Genomic DNA, 21,511 nt, shown 5'->3' with positions numbered 1-21,511 from the left:
TGAGTCACTCAGATCTGTTCAAGCAGTGAATACTGTAAATGATCGCGTTGTAACACATGGCCAGTGTACATTGAGAAGTGCGCAATAGTTAATCAAATTTAGACAGAAAAATTAAATAATCTTAAATATTGAAACAGGCGTGTTTCAGGACTGGAAATGAAAGCAGGCTTGAGTCGGTGCAGAGAGTGTCAGTGCATTTCATCAATGCCACCGGCTGGTGATGAGAAATTATTGAAACGCTTCCAGGCACAGCGTGCCTGCGGGGTCTGGTTAATTCCTGATCCGAGTGGCGCCATTCAATTTGCCATCCGCGTGGTGCGGGCTGGCATCGGGGATGGTCTCTCCCGTTTCCTGATCGAAGCGATACAGCAGAAGTGTCTGATCGTCGAGGGGTAACTGGTCGGCTGGTGTGAAGGGGTTGCTGTAGCGTTCCATCTTGGAAACGCGCAGAGCATGCAGGCGGCCTTCGAAGCCACGGGAAGTACCGGTTTCTCCAGCTGGCGTGCCGCCGATCCACAGTGGTTTCAACAAACAGTCTTTCACGATGTTCCTGACCCGTGGATATTTGATGCTCCTCATTTTCTGTGTATTGCTGGGGAGACCATTGATGAAGAGTCGCCAGTTTGAACCGTCCCACTGACAGGCCACATGCACGGGGCGACTGGTGGCGACATCGCGACTGGAGGTCGACGAGACCGGAATTTCCTGGGACCGCGGATCCAGCAGCGACCAGGTCCAGTATTCTCCCTGATTCACATGGTATTTCAGACTGAGGGATCCCCATTGAAATACACTCTGATGTGTCAGTTTCCTGCTGGGTTCCGGAGAGAGCCAGGCTTCGATGGTCAATGCGCCGTCAAACTGATCGGGAAGCTTCGATTCGAGCCAGCCGGAGCCATCGAACTGGATGCCACGACCGGTCAGCTGCGGGTCCACTTCAGGCGCGGTTGACCAGTCGGCCCCCATGATTCTGCCGTGATTGTGCATGCCACTCAAATCATGGAGCAGGTTGCCGCTGCCCTGTTCAAAGCGGTACAGGGTGACGGTCGATGCATGCTGGGTGAGCAGTGGTGGCGGTTCAAAGGCGGAGTCGTAAATCGTTTCTTCACTGATACGCAACTGGGAGATATTGCCCTGGAATCCGCGGTGCTGTGCATCTTCAATTACAGAGCCGGTACCGATGCGCAGCAGCGAACGGAGATAGCGCGCTTCCTGGGGGGACTGCTCTTTCCGCACTTTTTCCGGCACCTGTCCGTCCACAAAGACGTTGAGTGAAGTGCCATCAAAGACACCGGCGATATGGTGCTGGCCGGGAGAAATCTCCGCTGAGAAAGCGTGCCAGGTCCAGGCACCTTCGTGGTAGTAGACGTGCACGCGATGATTTCTGAGTACGCAATACATGGCGCGGAGATGCGAATGCAGGTCAAAGATGACGGCCGATGAGAACTGGTCATTCATACTTTCTGCAGAGATATCAGCCCAGCATTCGATCGTCAGGGGATCAGTGGGACGGCGATAGTCATAGACGGCTTCGACCGAGTCATCAACGCCGTTGAAGTGCAGGGAGAACCGGTCGAGACGTTCCAGTCCCTGCGTAGACAGGTTGGGAGTAGCGCAGATCCGGAAACCGGTTAACGCGTCGCGGGTGATCGGCAGGCGGCCTTCGCGGTAAGCAGCGCGACAGGATTCGGCTGACTGAATTGCCGATCCGCCCCGCAGCATGCGGTGGGTTCCGGTGTGGGGGCCCGAGGGATTATTGACCGGGTTCGAGAAGCTTTCTTCGTTTGAGAAATAGTCGCGGCACCACTCGGCGACATTGCCGTGCATGTCGTACAGACCGAAGGCATTCGGTTGCAGTTGACCACAGGGCTGGGGCTGTGTCGTGCCGGTCCAGGCATAAAGGGCAAGCTGTTCCGTATCAGCCGGGAACCAGGGTGTGGTGGTGCCCGCACGACAGGCGTATTCCCATTGTGACTCAGCCGGGAGATCAAAGTTGAAGGTGGGATTCTGTCGGGTCAGCCAACTGCAGAAGTTGCGTGCATCGTACCAGCTGAGGTTGGCGACCGGATGATCGTCACTCAGAGCACCCTTGAGATCACTGGCCCAGGTGATTTGCGGATCAGACCCGGCTGCTTTGAAGTCGGTGCCTCCCCGTCCGTCGCGTTCGGCGTCGGTCCGGTAGCGGGCATGATCGACAAACTGTCGGAACTGCTTCCGGGTGATTTCGGTGCGGCTGATATAGAAGGGGACGGTGATGCGTGCCAGGCGTTGAGGTAAATCTGCTGTCAGGACTTTGTATTTGAGTTCCTGCTGTTGGGTTGAAGCTGCGGTGTTTTTCAGCGTTTCATCCAGCGTGCCCATCATGAATTCGCCGGGAGGAATCAGTTCAAGATCGATCGACGCGCCGTTGCCCAAAGGAATATTCACTTGCGGCGGCAACTGGAGATGATCGGCCCAGGCCTGTTGCAGTTCGCCGATTCGCTCGGGCGAATCATTGACCAGCACGGGGTCGGGCTTTTCGACCGGCCATTTGAATTCGTTGTTTTTCTCGGGACTTTTCGTTGGATCAAATTCTTCCCAGGTGGCGCCCACGATCTTACCATCGCGACCATTGCCACTCAGATCGGGAACGACATTCCCGGTATTGGATTTCATGTGATACAGCAGAAGTGTTGAGTCGTTGGACGTCAGTTCTTTTTCCGGGGAGAAATCGTCCAGGTAGATGGCCCCCTGGGAGAACCGGCACTGATGCAACAGTCCGGCGAAGCAGGCTTTTTTCTCAGCCACAGGACGGCCAATCAGCGCGGGGTCTGGGTTGGCACAGAGATGGATGGGAATGGGTGAATGACGATGTCGGCGACGGACCGGGTAGTTCAATCCCTGTTTCTTGCCATTCACATACATGCCGATACTGATGCCGTCATATACGGCAGCCAGGTGGACTTTTTTGCCACAACCGATCTGATGCGAATACTTATGCGGGGCGTAATAAATGCCGTCGTGAAACAGGAACTCAGGCATGGTTCCGTCTCTCAGTCGCACGAGGAAGCCTGCGGTTTCTGCATTGGAAACGATTTCCATATTACGCGGGCGTTCTTCGCAGTCCGGAGTCAGCCAGGCTTCGAAAGTAATCGGTTCGCCGCTGTCATAGATGAAGGGGGTTTCGATAAAGTCATCGACGCCGTCAAAGCGGAGCACGAATTCAGTCTGATGCGGTTCAGGCGCAACAGGTGCTGCGGGCGCCTGGTTGTCGGTCTGATCGGGGGCAGCCTCCTGTGTGGCCGGTGCTGGCAGCAGGAGTAGAGAACACAACAGGATCAGCACGGCCAGTGAGAAAACGGTACCATACCATTTCCAGCCTCTCAACCGCTTCAGAGACCGTTGATGCAGAATGTATTCCAGGGACTCCACGTTCCCCAGGCGGTGATGCAGGGCAGCGGTGACTTCGCGGGCGGAGGGCCTGAGTTGCGGATCACGTTCCAGCATCGACTTCAGCAGTTTCCGATCGACCCGATTGACCTGCTGAAACTGGCTGGGTTGATTGATAATTTCCAGAGTTTTGGGATCCCGGTTCAGGGGATGGCCGGTGAGCAGAAAAAACCAGACACAGCCCAGGGAGTAGATGTCCGATTTGTCGGTGGCATTACGGGCGGAATTCCATTGTTCGGGGGCAACGTAATGGATTTGTCCAAAGCCCTGCCTCAGAGAAGTCAGGCCGTCGTCAGGCAGATTCCCATCGGGTTGAAATGCCAGGCCGAAATCTGCGATCTGGACATAGCCCTTGGTATTCACCAGGATGTTTCCGGGGTGAATGTCGCGATGGACAATGCCCAGCTGATGAACGGCAGTCAGTCCCGAGGCGACCTGAAAGATCAGACTGGCACAGGCCCGCGAGGGAATCGTGGCCCCGAGCTGCTGCATCCGTTGCGTGAGGTTCTGCCCATCCACGTATTCCTGAACGAAATAGGTGAAGCCGTTTTCCTCTCCTGCAAACAGGGCCTTGACCACATAAGGGGATTCGACACGCGCGAGCAGTTTGACCTCTCGCTCAAATCGCTCTGAGAGGTTCTTCCAGTTTTTCTGCTTTTCCGAGTTGATAATTTTGACGGCGACCGGGCGGATCAGGCGGGTATCGTAGCCTTTAAAAACGCGTCCCATGCCCCCCGTGCCGATTTCGTGTTCCAGCGAAATGTGACCAATGGACAGCGGAGGCACTTTGAGGCTGTTGATCAGGTCATCGGTTTCCTCATCCAGCCGTTCGAGTTGCGCGCGGCAGGCACTGCACCTGCTGAAATGCCGAGAAAGGGAATCAATCTCACTGAATTCGAGTTTGCCCAGGTTATAGTCAGTAAGTGTCGCCAGATTGGGGCATTCGGAGGGATTGGAGTTAACCACCAGTCCGGGTCCTCAGTAAAGTTTTAACAACAGTCAACAATGTCTTCCTAAAGTAACTGTGTTAAGTACCGCGAAAATGTGACATCAAATTGCCGGGAAATACGTGATTTTCAGGATTCCCCCAGAAAGTCACGAATTTTACGGAGAGCCCGGGACTGGATCTGGCGGACATTCGCTGACGTCAGGCCTGTCTCCTCGGCGATTTCCCGCGGGAGTTTACCGGAGAGAAAATACAGGTTCAGCACCTGTTTTTCATTATCGGACAGCCCGGCAAGCTGAATCAGGCCCTCGGCGATATCCCGTTTTTCCTCAACGGTTTCGATGTTGTCATCGATCAGGTTGTGAATCTGGTTGAGGTTATCCGAGCCACCAATGGGGGTGACCTGTTTTTTGCGAATCTGATTCGCAGAAACATTCCGCAGACAGGATTTCAGCAACCGGATAAAGCTGTGCCGACCGTGTTCCAACCGGAGGTCCTGCTCGGCCATCACCTTGACGACGACGGTCAGCGTCTCCTGAACCGCATCTTCTACATCCTGTCTGTTATCCAGAACGCGGCTGGCAATGCGGAACAGAACCCATTCCGAGAGCTTCATCAACCTGTTACGGGAATCTGGATCTCCCTGTGAGGCATGATAAATGAGAGTGGTCGAGATGGATTCCAGATTCATGGCGAGAATGTAAATCTGTTGAAGAAAACAGTTTCGGAATAATTTTTGATAAAGAACGATTTTTTTGTCACAAATCAGCCTGCTCGTGAAACCTAATTCAATGAGCAGCAGCTGTTGTGACTCGGCTTGTCCGAAATCAGTGACGGCAGGTCTGATGGAGAACGTTATCAGTTACTTGGATGTTGTACCTTTAAACTCATTTCTAATAAGCCTTTGTACTCATGTGTTAATACTGATGCAAGCAGAAAAGATAGAGTTTGCGCAAAGCAATGTCTCTGTGCTCCTGATTGCAGGTGGAAACTCCGTTATTAAACCCGTTCTTATAACGGCAGGAGCATCGCTCTTGCCGCACACCGTCTCGATGTTTCGTTAAGGCGTTGGGTGCCTGCCCTCTGAGATTCGAAGTTTTTCTAAGAATCTCAGAGGGTCCTTTTCTCACCCTGCTTAAGCCTGATGACGTAACAGGTGGTACCAGAAATAGAGCCTGTTGTGGGAGTAGCGCGATAGACCATGGCAGGGGCCGGCTTTATGAAGGAAATGATATGCGGTGCGACTTCCTGTGTATTGTGCTACTGGCGGTGATTACGTTGACTTTGCCTCCCGCGTTCGAAAGCCATTCGATGACGACGGCGGTGAACCCCGAGTCGGGTGAAGTGTTTCAAGCCTGTTATGATTCAACAGGTAAACTCCACGGCACATGTATTCGACGTGACCGAGACGGAAACCTGGTCGAAGAGATGGAATGCGTCCACGGGCATTGTGTCAGTTGTCGGCAATACGCGGCCAGTGGAGAACTGCTCTACGAAATTCGTGAAGACAAGAATTTCAAACTGGTGCAAACCTACCCTTGAAGCGTGTCAGTTCTCTGATCGCTGGCTTCTGCGAAATTCGAGTGGAGTTGTGCCGATCTGCTTTTTGAAAACGAAACAGAGTTGTCCCGGGCTGCAGAAGCCTGAAGAACCTGCAATCTGGGCGACCGTTTTGTCGGTCGAGATCAGCAACTGTTTCACCCGCTCCATTTTTATCCGGCGGATTTCGTCTGCGGGACTGCAGTTCAACAACTGGCGAAAACGCTGCTCCAGGGAACGACGCGAAAGCGGAACCGCCTGCAGGACGTCGCTGACCTGAATTCCGGTATGTGCGTGTTCGCGGATGAAGCGGAGGGCATCGACAAACAGTGGATCGTCGATGGCCAGCATTTCGGTAGACTGTCGTTCGATGACGTGCAGCGGGGGCAGGGCCAGCGACTTTGATTTGACCCGCTTACCCGTCAGCAGCGCTTCGAGGATGCGAACGCTGTTGATGCCGATCTGCTCACTGGCGAGGACAATACTGGAGAGTGGTGGTGCGGAGATATTACAGAGTAATTCATCCGTATCCGCGACCAGGATCGCGATTTCTTCCGGCACACGGAAGCCGACTGCATTACAGACTTCAGTTAATAACACACCAGCATGCGGGTCTGCCGCCATGACCGCCAGTGGTCGGGGGGTCTGTTGTAACCAGTGCAGTGTGCGTTCCTGGATGGAGGTTTTATCCCGAGAGAAAGATTTGCTGTGGAACATATCACAGTCCAGTCCTGCAGCCTGAACCACCTCCAGAAAACGTTCGCCCCGTGAGGGGGAATATCGCTGACTGGGGGGGCCGTAATAGGCGAAATGGCGGAAGCCCCGTTCGCTGAAATGTGAGAAAGCCATTTCCGCACGGCGGGCGTCATCGGTGCGGACGCGGTACCAGTCCGGGTCATCCTGTTCCCAGTAGGAAACATTGACCGTGGGGAGTTGGAGTCCGCGGACATGCTCGGCTGTTTTTTCGTCACGAATCGCGGCGATGATACCGTCTCCCTGCCAGTTGCGGGGAACGCGTAACCGCCATTGTCGATCGCGGGGCGCAATCCACAGACTCCAGGGTAAGACATTCCGCACCACCGATGCGATACCCTGAATCACGCTGCGACCCCAGGTGTCATCCGGGTCGATCAACAGTGCGATCTGTCTGTTATCGGGAATCTTCAGGGCCGGTGATCGGGGGCGGCGAGGCATGGATAGAGCTCAAACAGGCAAAAAACGGGTATGCGCAAATTCGATATCAGTTTGCGCATTCTCGGATTGTTTGACAAGTGTCCGGCAGTAAAGTGGTGAGCATGAATCAACGTTTGCTGAAGCGCACACACTGTTCGAAATGACTGCAGAGGTAATCCCGTGATTTTGAGACCTGAGATCATTCTGCGTGGCCTGTTACTGCTGGCGCTGTTGTTACCGTCATTCAGCTTTGCTGCAGAGCGGGTGGACTACGTCATCGAAAACGGCACGCTGCACGACGGAACCGGTCAGGTGATCAAGCGGGGACACGTGGCGGTGCGGGACGGGAAAATCGTTTCCGTCGGGCCTGGTAAAGGGCCCGCGAGTGAGACCCGCATCGATGCGAGCGGCCTGATTGTCTGTCCGGGATTCATCGACCTGCATACTCACAGCGATCGGGGTATCATCAATCCCAAGGCTCGGGGCGCGGTGAACTACCTGATGCAGGGTTGTACGACATCGGTGACCGGTAACTGCGGGATGGGGCCCATCGAAGTCAAGGAATTCTATGACAAAGTCGATCTGGCGGGGGCGGGAACCAATGTAGCACATCTGTTACCGCAAGGAGACCTGCGTGCGCAGGTGATCGGCAAGGTCAATCGCAAAGCGACCAAAGCGGAACTGCAGGAGATGCAGCAGCGGGCTGCCCGTGCGATGCAGGAAGGGGCCTGGGGCATGTCGACCGGGCTGATTTACACTCCCAGTACATACGCGGATACGGAAGAACTGATTGCCCTCGCCCGCGTGATCGGTAAAGCGGGAGGCATCTATGCCAGCCACATTCGCGGTGAGGAAGACGGCTTGCTCGGTTCCTACCAGGAAGCGATTCGCATTGGCCGTGAGGCAGAAGTTCCGGTGCACGTTTCCCATATGAAAGTGAAGGGGACGCCGAACTGGGGTAACCTGCGACTGGCGATCGATATGATCAAACAGGCCCGTAAAACAGGTCAGAGGGTGACCGCGGATCAATATCCGTATATCGCTGCAAGTACCTCGCTGGCTGCAACGGTCTTTCCCCCCTGGTCGATGTCCGGCGGGAGAGAGGAACTGGTCAAGCGGCTGGATACAACAGATGTCGGTGAGAAGATCCGGGCTGCGGTCGCTCAGAGTCTGAGCATTAAAGAAGATGGCAAGCAGATCGTGATTGCCCAGTATGGCCCGCGACCGGAGTGGGTGGGCCGGCACTTGCGGGAGATTGCGAAACAGGAAGAGAAAACGCCGCTGCAGATTACGGAAGAGATCATCCGCAACGGGGGAGCCCAGATTGTGAACTTCGCCATGAATGAAGAAGAAGTCCGGATGGCGATGCAGCATCCGTGGGTGGCGACCGCCTCGGATGGCGGGGTGATGATCCCTGATGCCACGCGTCCGCATCCGCGAAATTATGGCGCCTTTCCCCGCAAGATTGGCCATTATGCAATTCGCGAACAGGTGCTGCCATTGAAGCAGGCGATTCGCAGTGCCACGGGGTTGCCGGCTGAGATCCTGGGATTGACCGATCGTGGAATTCTCAAACCGGGACAGGCGGCGGATATCGTCGTCTTCGATCCGCAGACGATCATCGATACGGCGACGTTTGAAAATCCGCATCAGTACGCGGAAGGCATGCGCTACGTCTTCGTGAATGGAGTAGCCGCCGTGTATGGAGGTACGCCGACCGGTGCCCTCGCCGGACGGGCGCTGCGAAAGCCGTCTGCTCCCTGAGTGCTACCACGTTTCAGGCATTAAAGTCCTGCACGCTTCACTATTAACTTACCTCTTTTGGGGATCACGCTATGAATACCGTTGTACCTGCCGTGGAAAAAACGCCGGTGCCTGGACTGGACATCATCAATGAGTACCGCCGGATTGCGATCGCGGTTGGCGATGATGCACCACTGTCGAACTCAAAGACCGCCATCAGCCTGCTCCGCTACCGGGGTGAACACTGTCTGGCTGTGATCGATCCGGCACACCAGGGGAAAACCACACAAGACCTGTATGGGGTTGGGGGCAGCACTCCAGTCGTCGGTTCGCTGTCGGAGGTGGATTCTCCCGATGCACTGTTTATCGGTATTTCTCCTCCCGGTGGTCAGATGCCGGAATCGCTGAGCCGGGTGATCGCGGCGGGAGTGGATGGCGGACTGGATATCGTTTCCGGCCTGCATGAGTTTCTGGTTGAGAACGAAGATTTCTGCCAGGCGGCGCAGCGGAGTGGCAGTCGGCTGATTGACGTCCGCCGGAACCAGCATCGCCAGACGGCACGCTGTGCGGAGTTTCGCAGCGGCTGTTTGCGAATTCACGCTGTCGGTCAGGATTGCAGCGTGGGCAAAATGGTGACGATGCTCGAACTCGAACGGGGGCTGCAGCAGCGTCAACGGGATGCGAAGTTCCTGGCGACGGGACAGACGGGGATCATGATCAAGGGGAACGGCGTTCCTGTCGACTGTGTCGTTTCTGACTTTGTCAACGGGTCTGTGGAAGAGATGGTACTGCAGCATGAACAGCATGAGATTCTACTCATCGAAGGGCAGGGGAGTATCGTACATCCGGCCTTTTCGGCGGTAACATTGGGTCTGTTGCATGGCTGTGCGCCGCAGGGGTTGATTCTCTGTTACGAAGCGGCCCGGCCCCATGTGAAAGCAATGCCGCATGTGCCGCTCAAGTCACTGGAACGCTATCGGGAACTTTACGAGCAGCTCGCTTCGGAGAGGTCTCCCGCGGAAGTGATCGGCGTTGCCATGAACGGTCGCAATCTTACTGAGGCAGAGGCGGACATAGAGAAACAGCAGGTGCAGCAGCGACTGGGCTTACCGGTCTGCGATGTCTACCGCGATGGAGCGGATCTCCTGGTTGATGCGGTATTGAATCTGAGAGGGAGGCTGTTCGCGTGAAACTGGAATGGCGGCGAGTCAGCCTGCCTTTGAAAGATCCCTTCACGATCGCCCGCGGCACGCTGCACCATCAGCAGTGTCTGATAGTGATTCTGACGCAGGATGGTGTGAGCGGATTTGGCGAAGTCACCTGCAACACTTATTATGGTCACACGTACGAATCGCTGGAAGCGGCGCTCAGCCTGGTCCGCGATGCGATCACAGAGCTACCGTTGATGCATCCGCGAGAGCTGTATGAAGTCTGCCAGGCTGTCATTCCTGCAGACCGGTTTGCGTTTTCCGCCATCGATGGAGCGGCCTACGATCTGTACGGCAAGACGCAGGGAATCCGCACGACTGAGATCCTGGGGCTAAACACAACTGCTGAGACCCGGTCAAGTTATACTCTGGGCATCGATTCAATTGAGGAAATGATTCGTAAATACCACGATCAGCCCGCCTGGCCTGTCTACAAGATCAAGCTGGGCACGCCCCACGATCTGGAGATTGTGCACGCACTGCGAGCGGTGACTGAAGCGACGATTCGGGTCGACGCGAACTGTGCGTGGACCGTGGAGCAGACAATAACGAATTCGCATGCTCTGCGGGAACTGGGAGTGGAATTCATCGAACAGCCGTTGCCGGCTGATGCGTCACCTGCGGCGCAACGCGAAGTCTTTCAACAGAGTGCGTTGCCCGTGATTGCCGATGAGAGTTGCCGGACCGAAGAGGATGTGGCCCGCTGTGAAGGTCTGTTTCACGGGATCAATGTCAAACTGTGTAAGTGCGGTGGATTGACGCCTGCGAGTTGGATGTTGCAGCAGGCCCGCGCACTGGGAATGAAAACGATGGTCGGCTGTATGATTGAATCGACGGTCGGCATTTCGGCTGCAGCGCAGTTGCTGCCCTTACTCGACTATGCTGACTTCGACGGCGCCAACCTGCTGGCGGAAGACGTGGCGCGGGGAGTTCGCATTCACAACGGGGAAGTTGAATTCAGTAACGTTTACGGGAATGGGATTGAACTGCTGATCTGAGGCACAGACGTGACGGCCTGCTTTGTCTTCAGTGGACATTCTTTATCTGGCTGGTTTTTCGATCTATTTTCGATTCGTCAGTTATTATCTGTTCCCGAGGCGTGTAGAATTTCGCATGACAAACCAGAAGTGACAGGAAGTACTGCTTCTGCTGAAACCCTGATTTATTTCCCGGGGAGCCCTGCGAGTCGATGACGAAGAGATACGGTTTCTGGACACTGACCTTTCTGGTCATTGCGAATATGATTGGAGCCGGGGTCTTTACGACCTCCGGTTTCTCGCTCATGGATCTGGGGTCACCCGGACTGGTAGTTCTCGCCTGGGTAGCGGGGGGATTGATTGCGATCACGGGCGCCTTCAGTTATGGGCAGCTGATTAAAGCCATGCCAGAATCGGGGGGCGAATATCTGTTTCTGTCACGAGCCGCGCATCCATTACTGGGGTTCATCGCGGGCTGGGTGTCGTTGATTGCAGGCTTTTCCGGTGCGATCGCGTTTGCTGCGACCGCGCTGGAAGCGTATGTCCTGCCGGAAGGCACGCGTCCGGGATGGATGCCGGCGGGGACGCTGGCGGTCTGTTCGATTTTACTGGCTGGTCTGTTTCATGGCAGGAATCCACGACTGGGGGCGTTGGTACAGAATTCGGTGGTGGTGCTCAAACTGGTGCTGCTGTCTGCCATTCTGTTGTTTGCTGCAGCTCAGTTCTCCAGTGAGACGATGCCGGGCGTCTCAGCGCCGACTGTCGACTTGACCGGCTGGGCGCTGGTCAGCGCGTTTGCGGGATCTCTGGTCTGGATTTCTTTGAGTTATTCGGGTTTCAATGCCGCGGTCTATGTGGCGGATGAAGTCGAAGCCGCGAACCTTACGATTCCTCGGGCGATGGTCGCCGGCACCGGGATTGTGATGGTGCTCTATCTGTTGTTGAACGCAGTTTTCGTGTATGCACCGCCGCCCGAGGCGATTAAAGCTCAGGCGGATGTGGCGACCATTGCGGCGGAATTCATCGGGGGAACGGCGTTCGCGAGTTTCGTGCGCTGGACCATCGTCACCTGCTTATTGACCTCGGTCTTCAGCATGATCATGACCGCACCCCGGGTTTACGCCAAGATGGCGGATGATGGCCTGTTACCCGGCTTTATCCGGATGCAGGGCGGCAGCCCTGGCCGGGCGATCCTCTTACAGGTCGCTCTGGCAGTACTGCTCGTGTTAATCTCCAGTCTGCAGGGGCTGCTGTCCTATCTGGGACTGACCCTGTCGATCTCTGCCGCCGGTTCGGTATGCTGCCTGTTTCTGTCCGGTGTCCGTACAAAGCCGCTCGCGCATTATTCGAATCTGATTCCCCTGGTGTTTATTCTCTGTACCCTGATCGCTGCGGGGATTATGGTCAGTTTCAATCCCTGGCAGCTGCTGGGAACTGCGATTACATTCGCGATTGGCGCCGTGGCGTATGTGCTGACGCGTATCTATCGTCCGAAAGCCGATTTGCTCGCTTCACCCGGAATTAAAGAGGCTCTGGCAGAAGACATGCAGGAACCTCCGCAATCCTGAAGCTGACTGTCTAAGTTCTACTGATGTCTGATTTGAACAGTGGTCAGACTGTCGTCCGGTTCTATAAATATATAGCGAAGTGTGTATTCACCGAAAAGACGTCTCTCTCAGCAGAAAAGGTCGACTGTGATGGCGATTGCCCAAGCGGGGCGGATGCAGTGTATGGAAGTCTGGGGCGGAAATCAGAGCGTGGATCGTAAACTGACGACCACGGGGCTGGATCTCTGGGTCTACAGTCAGCCGCATGCTGCGTCCCGATCAGGTGGGGACGTGTATTATGTTTCCTCCTGTTCTTCCGGAAGGATCACCCGTCTGCTGCTCGCCGATGTGAGCGGTCATGGAGAAGTGGTCGCAGCCCGGGCCAATGTGCTGCGGAATCTGATGCGCCGCCACATCAACCGGATCAATCAGGCTTCCCTGGTTGAAGCCATCAATGATGATTTCGAATCCGAATCTCGAACGGGCGCTTTCGCGACCGCTGTGATTGGGACTTTCTTCGCTCCCACCCGGACACTCACGATCTGCAACGCCGGTCATCCGAGCCCCCTGATCTATCAGGTACAGAACAAAAAGTGGATCCCGTTTGGCAGCGAACAGGGGGCTTCCGAAGTCGAGCGAAACTTCCCTCTGGGGATCACGGTTGAACAAAGTTATTCGAATCAGTCCTGCAAACTGGGGCGTGAAGATCTGATGCTCTGTTTCACAGACGGATTACTGGAGTTCAAACAGTCCGACGGGAGTCTGCTGGGCGAAGCGGGCCTGCTGCGACTGCTCTCACAACTCGACTGCAGTCAGCCTGAGCGTCTGATTCCGGAACTGCTTCAGCGGCTGGATCCGGACCAGGAGCGGATTAATGCTGCGGATGATATCTCGCTGATGCTGTTCCAGCGCAACAATGAGCGCGTTTCGTTTTACGATAATCTGGCAGCTCCGTTTCGGGCGTTGAAACATTTCTTCCGCCGTCAGTAACAGAGGGATGAACCTGACCTGTTGAAAGCATTCGCATCACTCTGCTTACGTTTAATTCTCCTGGGGCGACTTCGGCTCGGGGGACTGTTCGACGGGAGTCTTTCCAGAACGAACCGCTTCAAATTCTTTTTGTAATTCTGCAAGACGTTTCATTGTCTGTTGAGTTTTTTCAATGGCCACTGCATTGGGATTGGATATGGTGCCGATTTCTTTCTGCAATACTTTCAGTTCGTTTCTGATAGCTCCAATCTCTTTCATGATCTCTCGCTCACGGGCGAGCATCTCCGGTGTCACTGGAATTTCAGGCAGTTTCTCAGTCATTGGCTGCTCAACTGGTTGCTGGCCGGCAGCGGGTTGCTGAGGTGCAGGAGACGGCGGTGCCAAGTCAGACTGCTCACTGAATGATCCGGCTCGGAACTCAGGCTGGGGTTGAGGCAGGGAGGCCATAGCGAATTTTGTTAGTGGCCACCCGGCGCCGATCAGAATAAGGACAGCGAAGATGATTGAGACGACACGTCCCGCCCTGGAAGGGGAGTAATCGGCGTGAGACTCCAGTAGTGGACGCACCCCCGGATTTACCGGCACACCCTGGCTGTCACTCCAGGCGAGAAAAGAGCTCCCGCCCCACATCCCGTCACCGGTGAAACTGAATCTGGTCCCATTGGTGAGCAGGATGCTGAATCCGGGATCAGTCTGTTCCAGTAGAATGGCTGACGATGTGGCGCGCCAGTTAAAAATAGAAACGATCCAGGCCAGCACACGCAGCCAGCGGGGCATCTGTTGTACGTAGACGTCGATTAATTCAAGTTCATCCCGACGCATATCTCGCCGGGAAAAGCCCCAGGTCGTAATGCTGATTCCGGAATCATCCCAGGTTAAGTGTCGAGTCTGGTACCATGTTGTGATGATGAAGATCGATGCAAAGATCGCTCCGATGAACCACATCACCACTGTCAGGGGCCACCAGCCGGGATCGAATGGGCCCCCTGTGGCATCCGCGGTGATGAGGAAGGGCATTGCGAAGAAGCAACCAGATCCCAAAGCTGCCAGTAGATCAGGTAACCAGCCGACCGCTTGCGCCAGGTAGAATACACCCGATTCGTGTGGTGGTGCGTGGGGCAGCAGGATGTAGAACAGAAATCCCGCGAGCAGCAGCATTGCTCCGAATGTACGATAAGGGTACACGAGATGCGTTGGAGCGCCTTCGCGCAGGTCCATGGGGCTTGCCTGGTAGACACTCAGGTAGCGCGGGGGGATTCCTGATTTTTCCGGAGTGATGCGAACATATGCCAGCAGTGAATCTTCCGGCCACTGCCGGGTCAGTTGCTGAAGCAGGGGAGCCGTCGTGGGGAGGTAAACAGCATCGGCACGGTAATCGAGGCCTCGCGTCGCGGCCCAGTCCTCGGAGGGCGCTTGATCGGTAACCGTGGCTGCGATGTCGTTCCAGAGTCCTTCCCAGTCCGCACCGGAGACAGTGATGAGTCTGCCTTCCGTTTCCTGGGCTATGTATTCTGCAATGGTCCCACGCGTTTCGCTGGCGAGGTCGACATCCTTCAGCATTTCATGGCCGACGTAGGGTTCCATGATTCCCTTAACGTTCTCGGAATGCTGCTGTTCCGCACCGACCTTCTGTTGCCAGTTAACAGGTTCGACTTCCAGCAGGTGACGATCGGGTGTCAGACAGAGTGCGATGCCAGCATACAGACAAAAAGCAGCAACAACACGCCTCAATGTTTCTCTCATGCCCGCAACTCCCCGTTTCAGCTTCACTGTGTGAGCTGCCCCCGCAGTGGGTGTTTTCCTGAAAGTGTAACAGGACGGTCGTGGCCCGGGCCGATGGTTGTGGCGCCGGCCTACTACAGTCGCCATCCTGTATTATATTTTCTTCTTTCGCGTCTGTTCAACTTCCAGACCGGTCGGGGCAGAACGACTTTCTCACGATTTCGTTTTGGATGAAAACCGCCTGTTCAGTTGGTTTGTATGACCACTCGCGGCGAAAGCATGCAGGGAACGTTCGCGGTGGGGAAGGAATTAGCCCGGGTACTCTAAGAGTTCCCGTGTCTGGTACCGGTACCATCATGGTCCGTCGGGCTGATAGAGGAAGCTTAATTCGAGCTGAGGCTCAGGAGGGCTTCTTCGCGGGTGTCGAACAGCGGCCAGAGCGTTCCCAGTTTGATACTCTGAAGAATGTACTGCATGTTCTCGCAGGCGTTGCAGAAGACAGCCTCACCGCCGGACTGTTTGGCCTGTTGCAGAAGACGGGTGAGACAGCTGATGATGATCGAATCCAGATACTCCACCCGATTGAGATCGATGATCACATTGGAGATTTCGGGCGCGTTCAGCAGGGTCAGGATCTTATTGGATTCAATCTGGATGTTGTTATACAGGAACTGCAGGGCCGATCCCTGAGGAATCACAATCAGATTCGGCACAATGACTTCTACCTCGAAAATTTCATACTTATCAGACATGATTTGAGCTCAATCTCCACTGGCCCTCTAACGATATAACAATTAAAAAATCCAGAGAAGTGAATGTTCTATCATAGCCCATTCACTTTCCGGATTTCAATCAGTGAGACGGATAACTTTGATTTAACTCAATCCTTCTTCGTCCTGTTGTGTCTCAATGTGCACGGGTTGTTTTTTCTGATCACGTTTTTTAGAAATTTTCCGTTTTAAAGTATGCACGGAACGCCTGATGGCAACATTGATGGCCGATGAGAGTCGTTCGCGGGTTTCCTGCACGACAATCGGCGCGCCGAGTCGGGTCTGCATGACAATGCGGCACCGCTGATTGATGCCTCCTTTGGGACCGTTGATATCTGTAATGCAGATGCGGACCGTTTTGATCCAGTTCTCGACGCGATTGACGGCCTTGTCCCATTCGCGTTCGATGTACTCTCTGGTTCCGGGACCACAGTTGATCTGTGTGGCGACACATTCAAAATCATAGTTTCTCATGGGAAAATCCTTTGGGAAAGAGAACAACGGTTTCAACGATTGAAGTGATTCTCGGTGCTGCAGTGGATCAGGAGTTCTGTCACCAGCGCGCCGAGTATGCTTTACTGGAAACGCCTGAATGATACATCCGCTTAAAATTTTCGTAGGAAGCTGACATAATCAGATCGAATTCTGCCGATTCGTGTTGCTGTAACTTCTGATAGAACTGATCAAAACGTTCGATCTGTGCCGCGTAAGTGGTTTGATTCCATTCCGGGTATAACGCCTCTTCAACCTGCTCGGCGATCGATGCGATTTCCAGGTATAAATCTTCATGCTGATCTCTCAGCCGCTGTGACTCAGCAGCGGTGATGGCGTCAACCTGGTCTGCATGATCGAAATAGCCGAAAGTGGCTTCCAAAGCGAAATGCATCGCCAGCTGGTCTCTCAGTTCGTTGATGAGCACGCTGAACCATTCCGGTTTGAGTGCCAATGGATCAGGAACCAGCCAGAAAGTACGCAGATTTTCCATGAGATTGTAGAGCCTGAGATTATCTTCTTTGATCTCTTTGAGAAAAGCAGCATTAACAGTGACCTGACGAGAGTTGCTGATCATGATGATGTTCCCGTTTAGAAAAGTGTGTCTCGAATTGCGTCTGTGCTGCACCAACAGTGACATGCAGAGCAATCGCGGCAGCATCCGTTCCGGAGTGCTGCAGACTGATTGCCGTTAATAAAAGCTGCAACGAGTAATACGTTTTGAGGTGTCCCGTGATCGAGATCCGTTCCCGATCCTGTTGGCAGGTGAGCTGCAGAAATTGTGTGTCTTTCAGCAGTTCCTCCAGTCTTGATTTCGTCAGTGTGATGGAATCCGTCGCCAATCCATTGTTTGACATGTCATTCCCGTTCGCTTGAGTGAGGAGCGGACTGTCAACTGACGTTGACAGTGTCACCCCACGTTGATGGTTGCAGCCGGAAGGTAAAACAGACCATGGTGCGCCGCAGGTTAGAATCAGGCCCCAGTACAAGCCTGTCTCTCGCTCATCCAGACGGCACACCATGGTGATCCTCCTTAACAACTGATCTGCCGCAGGAGAAGAAAGGCAAAGCGCATGCCAAACCCGGCGAACAGGAATACCGACTTGCCGGAGATGCGTTTCAAGGGAGACCGGATGTGAACTGCAGGTGACAGCGTCGCATACGGCTGACACTTCTCGGTTCCTCTTGCAGATCGCATCAGTCCTAAGTGATGAGTGCATCAGGAACAGAACTCACCGTAGACCAACTGGCATGCTGTTTGCTTCCTCTAATCCGGCAAACACCTCGAGGTGCCTCATGGTTTCCATTACGAAAGGGCACCGCAATGCGCAATTTATTAAACAAACAGACTCCTCGGCTGGTTCCATTCACACCTCCACGGTTGCCTGCACAGGCGGATCGGGAGGATGTATTAGGGCAGGTGATCCTCTTCCTGGTGATTCTGCTCGCGATCCTGTTGCAGGCACTGACGTAGAATCTGATCGAATCGTCTCTATTCAATTGCCCGCCGCCGGTTAAAATGGATTCAGCTTTGAAGAACATTCCCTTGCGGGGATTTTGTACTTCACCCGAGATAGACATCCATCAGAACAGGCGGCGAGGCTTCATGTCCGGCGAATTCAGTGCAGATTGTTTTCGAGCGATTGCCAACTACACCTATGACTGGGAAAGCTGGCATGCCCCGGATGGGCGTCTGCTGTGGGTCAATGCGACCGTCGAACGGATGACCGGCTACACGCCCGAGGAATGTCTGGTGATGCCGGACTACCCGCTACCGCTGGTCGCGGAAGAAGACCGTTCACGCATCACAGAGATTCTGACCGCGGCGCAACAGGGAGATATCGGAAATGATATCGAATTCCGTACGGCGCATCGCGACGGGCGCAGTCTCTGGACGGCTGTTTCCTGGCAGCCGATCTATAACGATTCGGGAACGCACCTCGGTTTCCGTACCAGCATTCGCGATATCACGGAACGACACGAGTTAAAAGAGCAGTTACGGCTGCATGCAGCGCATCTGGAGCAGCTTGTGCAGGAGCGGACCGCTCGGATTACGCAGCTGGAAATTCATCGTCGGAAAATGGAAAAGCTGGCCGCGCTGGGGCAGCTGGCTGCTGGCGTGGCGCACGAAGTCAACAATCCCCTGGCGGGGATCCGCAACGCGTTCGCGCTGTTCAAAGCAGATATCGCTCCCGATAACGAACATTACGAACTGCTGGAACTGATCGACAGTGAAATTGAACGGATCAGTTCGATTACCCATCAGATGTATCAGCTGTATCGCCCCAGTTCACATGATGCGACAACCTTTTCACTGTCGCGTGCGATTGAGGACGTTGTCTGTCTCTCGCAACCCGCGGCTGCGAAAGCCGGTGTCGCGATAAACTGCGAATCGGATCGGGAAGAGATCCAGGTGACCTTGCCTGAAGGGGAAGTCAAGCAGATTCTGTTGAACCTGATGCAGAATGCGATCCAGGCATCCCCGGAAGGAAGTGCTGTTCGTTTAGAAGTGGGGGCCGGTGATGCTACTGTCAGTGTGGCGGTGATCGATCAGGGGGAGGGAATTCAGCCGAGCGATCTGCCGCAGATCTTCGATCCTTTCTTTACGACTAAAGTTGGAGATTCAAAGCAGGGGATGGGCCTGGGGTTGTCGGTGTCACGAAGTCTGATCGAGGCGATGGGAGGCACTATCGAAGTGGCCAGTCAACCGGGAGAGGGGGCTGTCTTTACGGCGAACTTCCCGGTAGCAGATCTGCCCGGGAATCGTTAACGTAAAGCGTTGCTGTCTGAGTTCCATTGATCTGATCCTGAAGTGCAACAGACGAAGAGAAGACATTCATGAGTGAAAAGCAGACCCCGCGAATCCTGATTGCAGACGACGAACCGCTGTATCTGAAAACGACCGGGCAGTTGCTGCGCAAAGCCGGATTTGACTGCGTCTGTGTTTCCAATGCGGGGGCCGCGATTGAAAAACTGGAAGCAGAGCCCTTCGATCTCATTCTGTCTGACCTGAATATGCCGGGCAATCTCAAGCTGGAACTGCTGCACCAGGGTCGGAGTAACTGGCCGCACATTCCACTGATCGTTGTGACCGGCGTGCCTTCCATGCCGTCTGCGATTGAAAGTATCCGCCTGGGAATCACCGACTACCTGTTGAAGCCTGTGAAATATGAAGATCTGCTGGCGAGCGTCAGAAGGGCGCTGGCCATTCCGAGTCGTGTTTTCCAGCGGAGCGAGAGCATCACTGCCCGCGAACAGAGTGAATTAGCGAAACGGTTTCCGAATATCGTCGGGGCAAGCGCTCCGCTCATGGAAATTCTGGATATCGTCGATCGCATCGCCGAGACTGATGTCAACGTATTGATAACCGGCGAGAGCGGGACCGGAAAAGAGGTAATCGCGCAGACCATTCACGAGCACAGTCTGCGCAGTAAGGAAAACTTTCAGGTCATTGATTGCACGGCGATTCCGGAATCCCTGTTCGAATCGGTGCTGTTTGGTCATGTGAAAGGGGCCTTTACCGGCGCGGTGAACGACCAGGAAGGGCTGCTCAAACTGGCCGACAAGGGGACGGCGTTCTTTGATGAAATCGGTGAATTGCCGGCTGCGTCGCAGTCCAAGCTGTTACGGGCGATTCAGGAATCCCGTTTTACGCCTGTGGGAAAAAGTCAGGCTGTGCAGATCGATACGCGATTCGTCTGTGCGACCAATCGGAACCTGGAAGCGGAAGTGAGTGCCGGTCGCTTTCGCGGCGATCTGTATTATCGGCTGGGAGTGATTCATATTGAACTGCCTCCCCTGCGTGATCGGGAAGATGACGTTGTCTTACTGGCCGAACATTTTCTGAAACTGACCCTGAAGAAAAGTGGTCGCGCGTTGCAGTTCGCCCCGGAGACCCTGGAGTCTCTGCGGGAATACTCCTGGCCGGGAAATATCCGGGAGTTGAAGAATGTGATCGAACGTGCCGTCGCGTTGACGCGTGGGGAGACGATTGAAAAGACCGAGCTTCCTGAATCACTACTTAACCCGCCGGCGGATCTCCAGCACGATTCCAGTGGCGTGGCCGAGGGATCACGGGATGAGGCCATTGAAAACGCCGAGTATCAGTACCTGACCGCTTTACTGGAAAAGCATGAGGGGAATATCTCCCAGGCAGCGCAGCAGGCTGGCCTGTCGCGTCAGGGGCTGCATAAACTGCTGAACAAGCACAATATTTCTGCAGCTGATTTTCGCTCGTAAAATTTTCGAGCGGCGTGAGTCTCTCGCTTGGAGACTGTCAACACGAGGTGACACCTGTCAGTCTCCGTTCACACCCCATGGTCCCGTTTTCTTAAGTGCCAATTCCAGAAAAACCGGCAGTCTATAGATCAATCGATGTCGAATTGGCGCCCCCTGCACGGAACCGATCACCGCTGTAAGGTACTGGCCTGAAACTTGCTCTAAGAGATCTACAGTCCACGCGACTGGATGACGCGAATTACCGATGGAATACGAGTATCGACTGATAGATTTGAAGTCAGGAAAAGGAAGATGAATTTTAAACAGAAACAGATCGTAATCACCAGGAACGATTATTATAAACTCTCGCGACTGTTAAACAGCGAGTACACCCAGGCAATTGGAAACAAGCCGTACCTGACCGGTTTACGGAGTGAACTGGAAGTTGCGGTGATTGTTGATCCTGAAGAGATCAGCCCCGATGTGGTGACAATGAATTCCAAGGTCACCCTGGTCGATCTGGATATCAATGAAGATGAGACCTATGTGCTCGTCTATCCAGACCAGGCTAATATCGCCAGTGGAAGGCTGTCGATTCTGACGCCGATTGGAACTGCTATTTTAGGTTGTAAAACAGGCGATGTGGTGAGCGGGAACGCCAGCCGCATGCGGATTAAAGAGATTGTTTTCCAACCGGAACGGGCGCGGGTCCCTTCCTGAACGCCCTGGTTGTATTTCCGTTGAATTTAAAACCAGC

18 protein-coding genes are annotated in these 21,511 nt (G+C 54.5%); 10 read left to right on the top strand and 8 right to left on the bottom strand.

Going from position 1 to position 21,511, the window contains the following annotated elements:
* Nucleotides 1-270: 270 nt before the first annotated feature.
* Together F1728_RS05275 and F1728_RS05270 are read right to left on the bottom strand one after the other, a co-directional pair.
* A complete protein-coding gene (locus F1728_RS05275) occupies nucleotides 271-4,395 on the bottom strand; it encodes a protein kinase domain-containing protein (protein WP_155363222.1) in 4,125 nt (1,374 codons plus the stop codon).
* 110 nt (nucleotides 4,396-4,505) lie between these two features.
* On the bottom strand, nucleotides 4,506-5,066 hold the full coding sequence (locus tag F1728_RS05270; RefSeq protein WP_155363221.1) for an RNA polymerase sigma factor: 561 nt from the start codon (nucleotides 5,064-5,066) through the stop codon (nucleotides 4,506-4,508).
* Between the two features lie 542 nt (nucleotides 5,067-5,608).
* Here F1728_RS05270 and F1728_RS05265 point away from each other — a divergent pair.
* Complete coding sequence (locus F1728_RS05265; RefSeq protein ID WP_155363220.1) at nucleotides 5,609-5,917, top strand: hypothetical protein; 309 nt, start codon at nucleotides 5,609-5,611, stop codon at nucleotides 5,915-5,917.
* Between the two features lie 6 nt (nucleotides 5,918-5,923).
* Here F1728_RS05265 and F1728_RS05260 read toward each other — a convergent pair whose 3' ends face one another.
* Nucleotides 5,924-7,108, bottom strand: a complete 1,185-nt coding sequence (locus F1728_RS05260; RefSeq protein ID WP_155363219.1) for an AraC family transcriptional regulator — start codon at nucleotides 7,106-7,108, stop codon at nucleotides 5,924-5,926.
* A gap of 159 nt (nucleotides 7,109-7,267) precedes the next feature.
* On the opposite strand from F1728_RS05260, the gene F1728_RS05255 reads away from it, so the two are divergent.
* The 5 genes from F1728_RS05255 (at nucleotide 7,268) to F1728_RS05235 (ending at nucleotide 13,552) form a co-directional block, all read left to right on the top strand.
* Nucleotides 7,268-8,851 carry an N-acyl-D-amino-acid deacylase family protein gene (locus tag F1728_RS05255; protein WP_228030514.1) on the top strand — a complete coding sequence of 528 codons (1,584 nt, stop codon included), beginning with the start codon at nucleotides 7,268-7,270 and terminating at the stop codon, nucleotides 8,849-8,851.
* 71 nt (nucleotides 8,852-8,922) lie between these two features.
* A complete protein-coding gene (locus tag F1728_RS05250) occupies nucleotides 8,923-10,020 on the top strand; it encodes a DUF1611 domain-containing protein (protein WP_155363218.1) in 1,098 nt (365 codons plus the stop codon).
* On the top strand, nucleotides 10,017-11,036 hold the full coding sequence (locus F1728_RS05245; protein ID WP_155363217.1) for a dipeptide epimerase: 1,020 nt from the start codon (nucleotides 10,017-10,019) through the stop codon (nucleotides 11,034-11,036). Before F1728_RS05250 ends, F1728_RS05245 begins: the two co-directional genes overlap by 4 nt.
* A 191-nt stretch (nucleotides 11,037-11,227) precedes the next feature.
* On the top strand, nucleotides 11,228-12,583 hold the full coding sequence (locus tag F1728_RS05240) for an APC family permease (RefSeq protein WP_155363216.1): 1,356 nt from the start codon (nucleotides 11,228-11,230) through the stop codon (nucleotides 12,581-12,583).
* 129 nt (nucleotides 12,584-12,712) lie between these two features.
* A complete protein-coding gene (locus F1728_RS05235; protein WP_155363215.1) occupies nucleotides 12,713-13,552 on the top strand; it encodes a PP2C family protein-serine/threonine phosphatase in 840 nt (279 codons plus the stop codon).
* Between the two features lie 51 nt (nucleotides 13,553-13,603).
* On the opposite strand, the gene F1728_RS05230 is transcribed toward F1728_RS05235, so the two are convergent.
* The 5 genes from F1728_RS05230 to F1728_RS05210 form a co-directional block, all read right to left on the bottom strand.
* Entirely contained in the window at nucleotides 13,604-15,295 is a 1,692-nt protein-coding gene (locus F1728_RS05230; protein ID WP_155363214.1) for a hypothetical protein, read from the bottom strand.
* Between the two features lie 362 nt (nucleotides 15,296-15,657).
* Nucleotides 15,658-16,026, bottom strand: coding sequence for an STAS domain-containing protein (locus tag F1728_RS05225; protein WP_155363213.1), 369 nt, complete (start codon nucleotides 16,024-16,026; stop codon nucleotides 15,658-15,660).
* A gap of 123 nt (nucleotides 16,027-16,149) precedes the next feature.
* A complete protein-coding gene (locus F1728_RS05220) occupies nucleotides 16,150-16,518 on the bottom strand; it encodes a hypothetical protein (RefSeq protein WP_149345289.1) in 369 nt (122 codons plus the stop codon).
* Between the two features lie 79 nt (nucleotides 16,519-16,597).
* A complete protein-coding gene (locus tag F1728_RS05215) occupies nucleotides 16,598-17,113 on the bottom strand; it encodes a hemerythrin domain-containing protein (protein ID WP_155363212.1) in 516 nt (171 codons plus the stop codon).
* Nucleotides 17,082-17,393 (bottom strand): hypothetical protein, encoded by a 312-nt coding sequence (locus F1728_RS05210; protein ID WP_155363211.1) that lies wholly within the window; start codon nucleotides 17,391-17,393, stop codon nucleotides 17,082-17,084. The genes F1728_RS05215 and F1728_RS05210 overlap by 32 nt, the downstream gene beginning before the upstream one ends.
* A 467-nt stretch (nucleotides 17,394-17,860) precedes the next feature.
* Here F1728_RS05210 and F1728_RS05205 point away from each other — a divergent pair, with 467 nt between their 5' ends.
* The 4 genes from F1728_RS05205 to F1728_RS05190 all read left to right on the top strand — a co-directional run bounded on the left by F1728_RS05205 (nucleotide 17,861) and on the right by F1728_RS05190 (nucleotide 21,474).
* Complete coding sequence (locus F1728_RS05205; RefSeq protein ID WP_155363210.1) at nucleotides 17,861-18,010, top strand: hypothetical protein; 150 nt, start codon at nucleotides 17,861-17,863, stop codon at nucleotides 18,008-18,010.
* 132 nt (nucleotides 18,011-18,142) lie between these two features.
* Entirely contained in the window at nucleotides 18,143-19,306 is a 1,164-nt protein-coding gene (locus F1728_RS05200) for a two-component system sensor histidine kinase NtrB (protein WP_155363209.1), read from the top strand.
* 68 nt (nucleotides 19,307-19,374) lie between these two features.
* Nucleotides 19,375-20,775 (top strand): sigma-54-dependent transcriptional regulator, encoded by a 1,401-nt coding sequence (locus F1728_RS05195; protein ID WP_155363208.1) that lies wholly within the window; start codon nucleotides 19,375-19,377, stop codon nucleotides 20,773-20,775.
* A 291-nt stretch (nucleotides 20,776-21,066) separates the two neighbouring features.
* Nucleotides 21,067-21,474: a GreA/GreB family elongation factor gene (locus F1728_RS05190; protein ID WP_155363207.1), complete on the top strand. Its 408-nt coding sequence runs from the start codon at nucleotides 21,067-21,069 to the stop codon at nucleotides 21,472-21,474.
* Nucleotides 21,475-21,511: the final 37 nt, after the last annotated feature.

The organism is Gimesia benthica (genome assembly GCF_009720525.1).
GTDB classification, from domain to species: domain Bacteria; phylum Planctomycetota; class Planctomycetia; order Planctomycetales; family Planctomycetaceae; genus Gimesia; species Gimesia benthica.
This window is presented reverse-complemented; position numbering and strand designations above follow the sequence as displayed.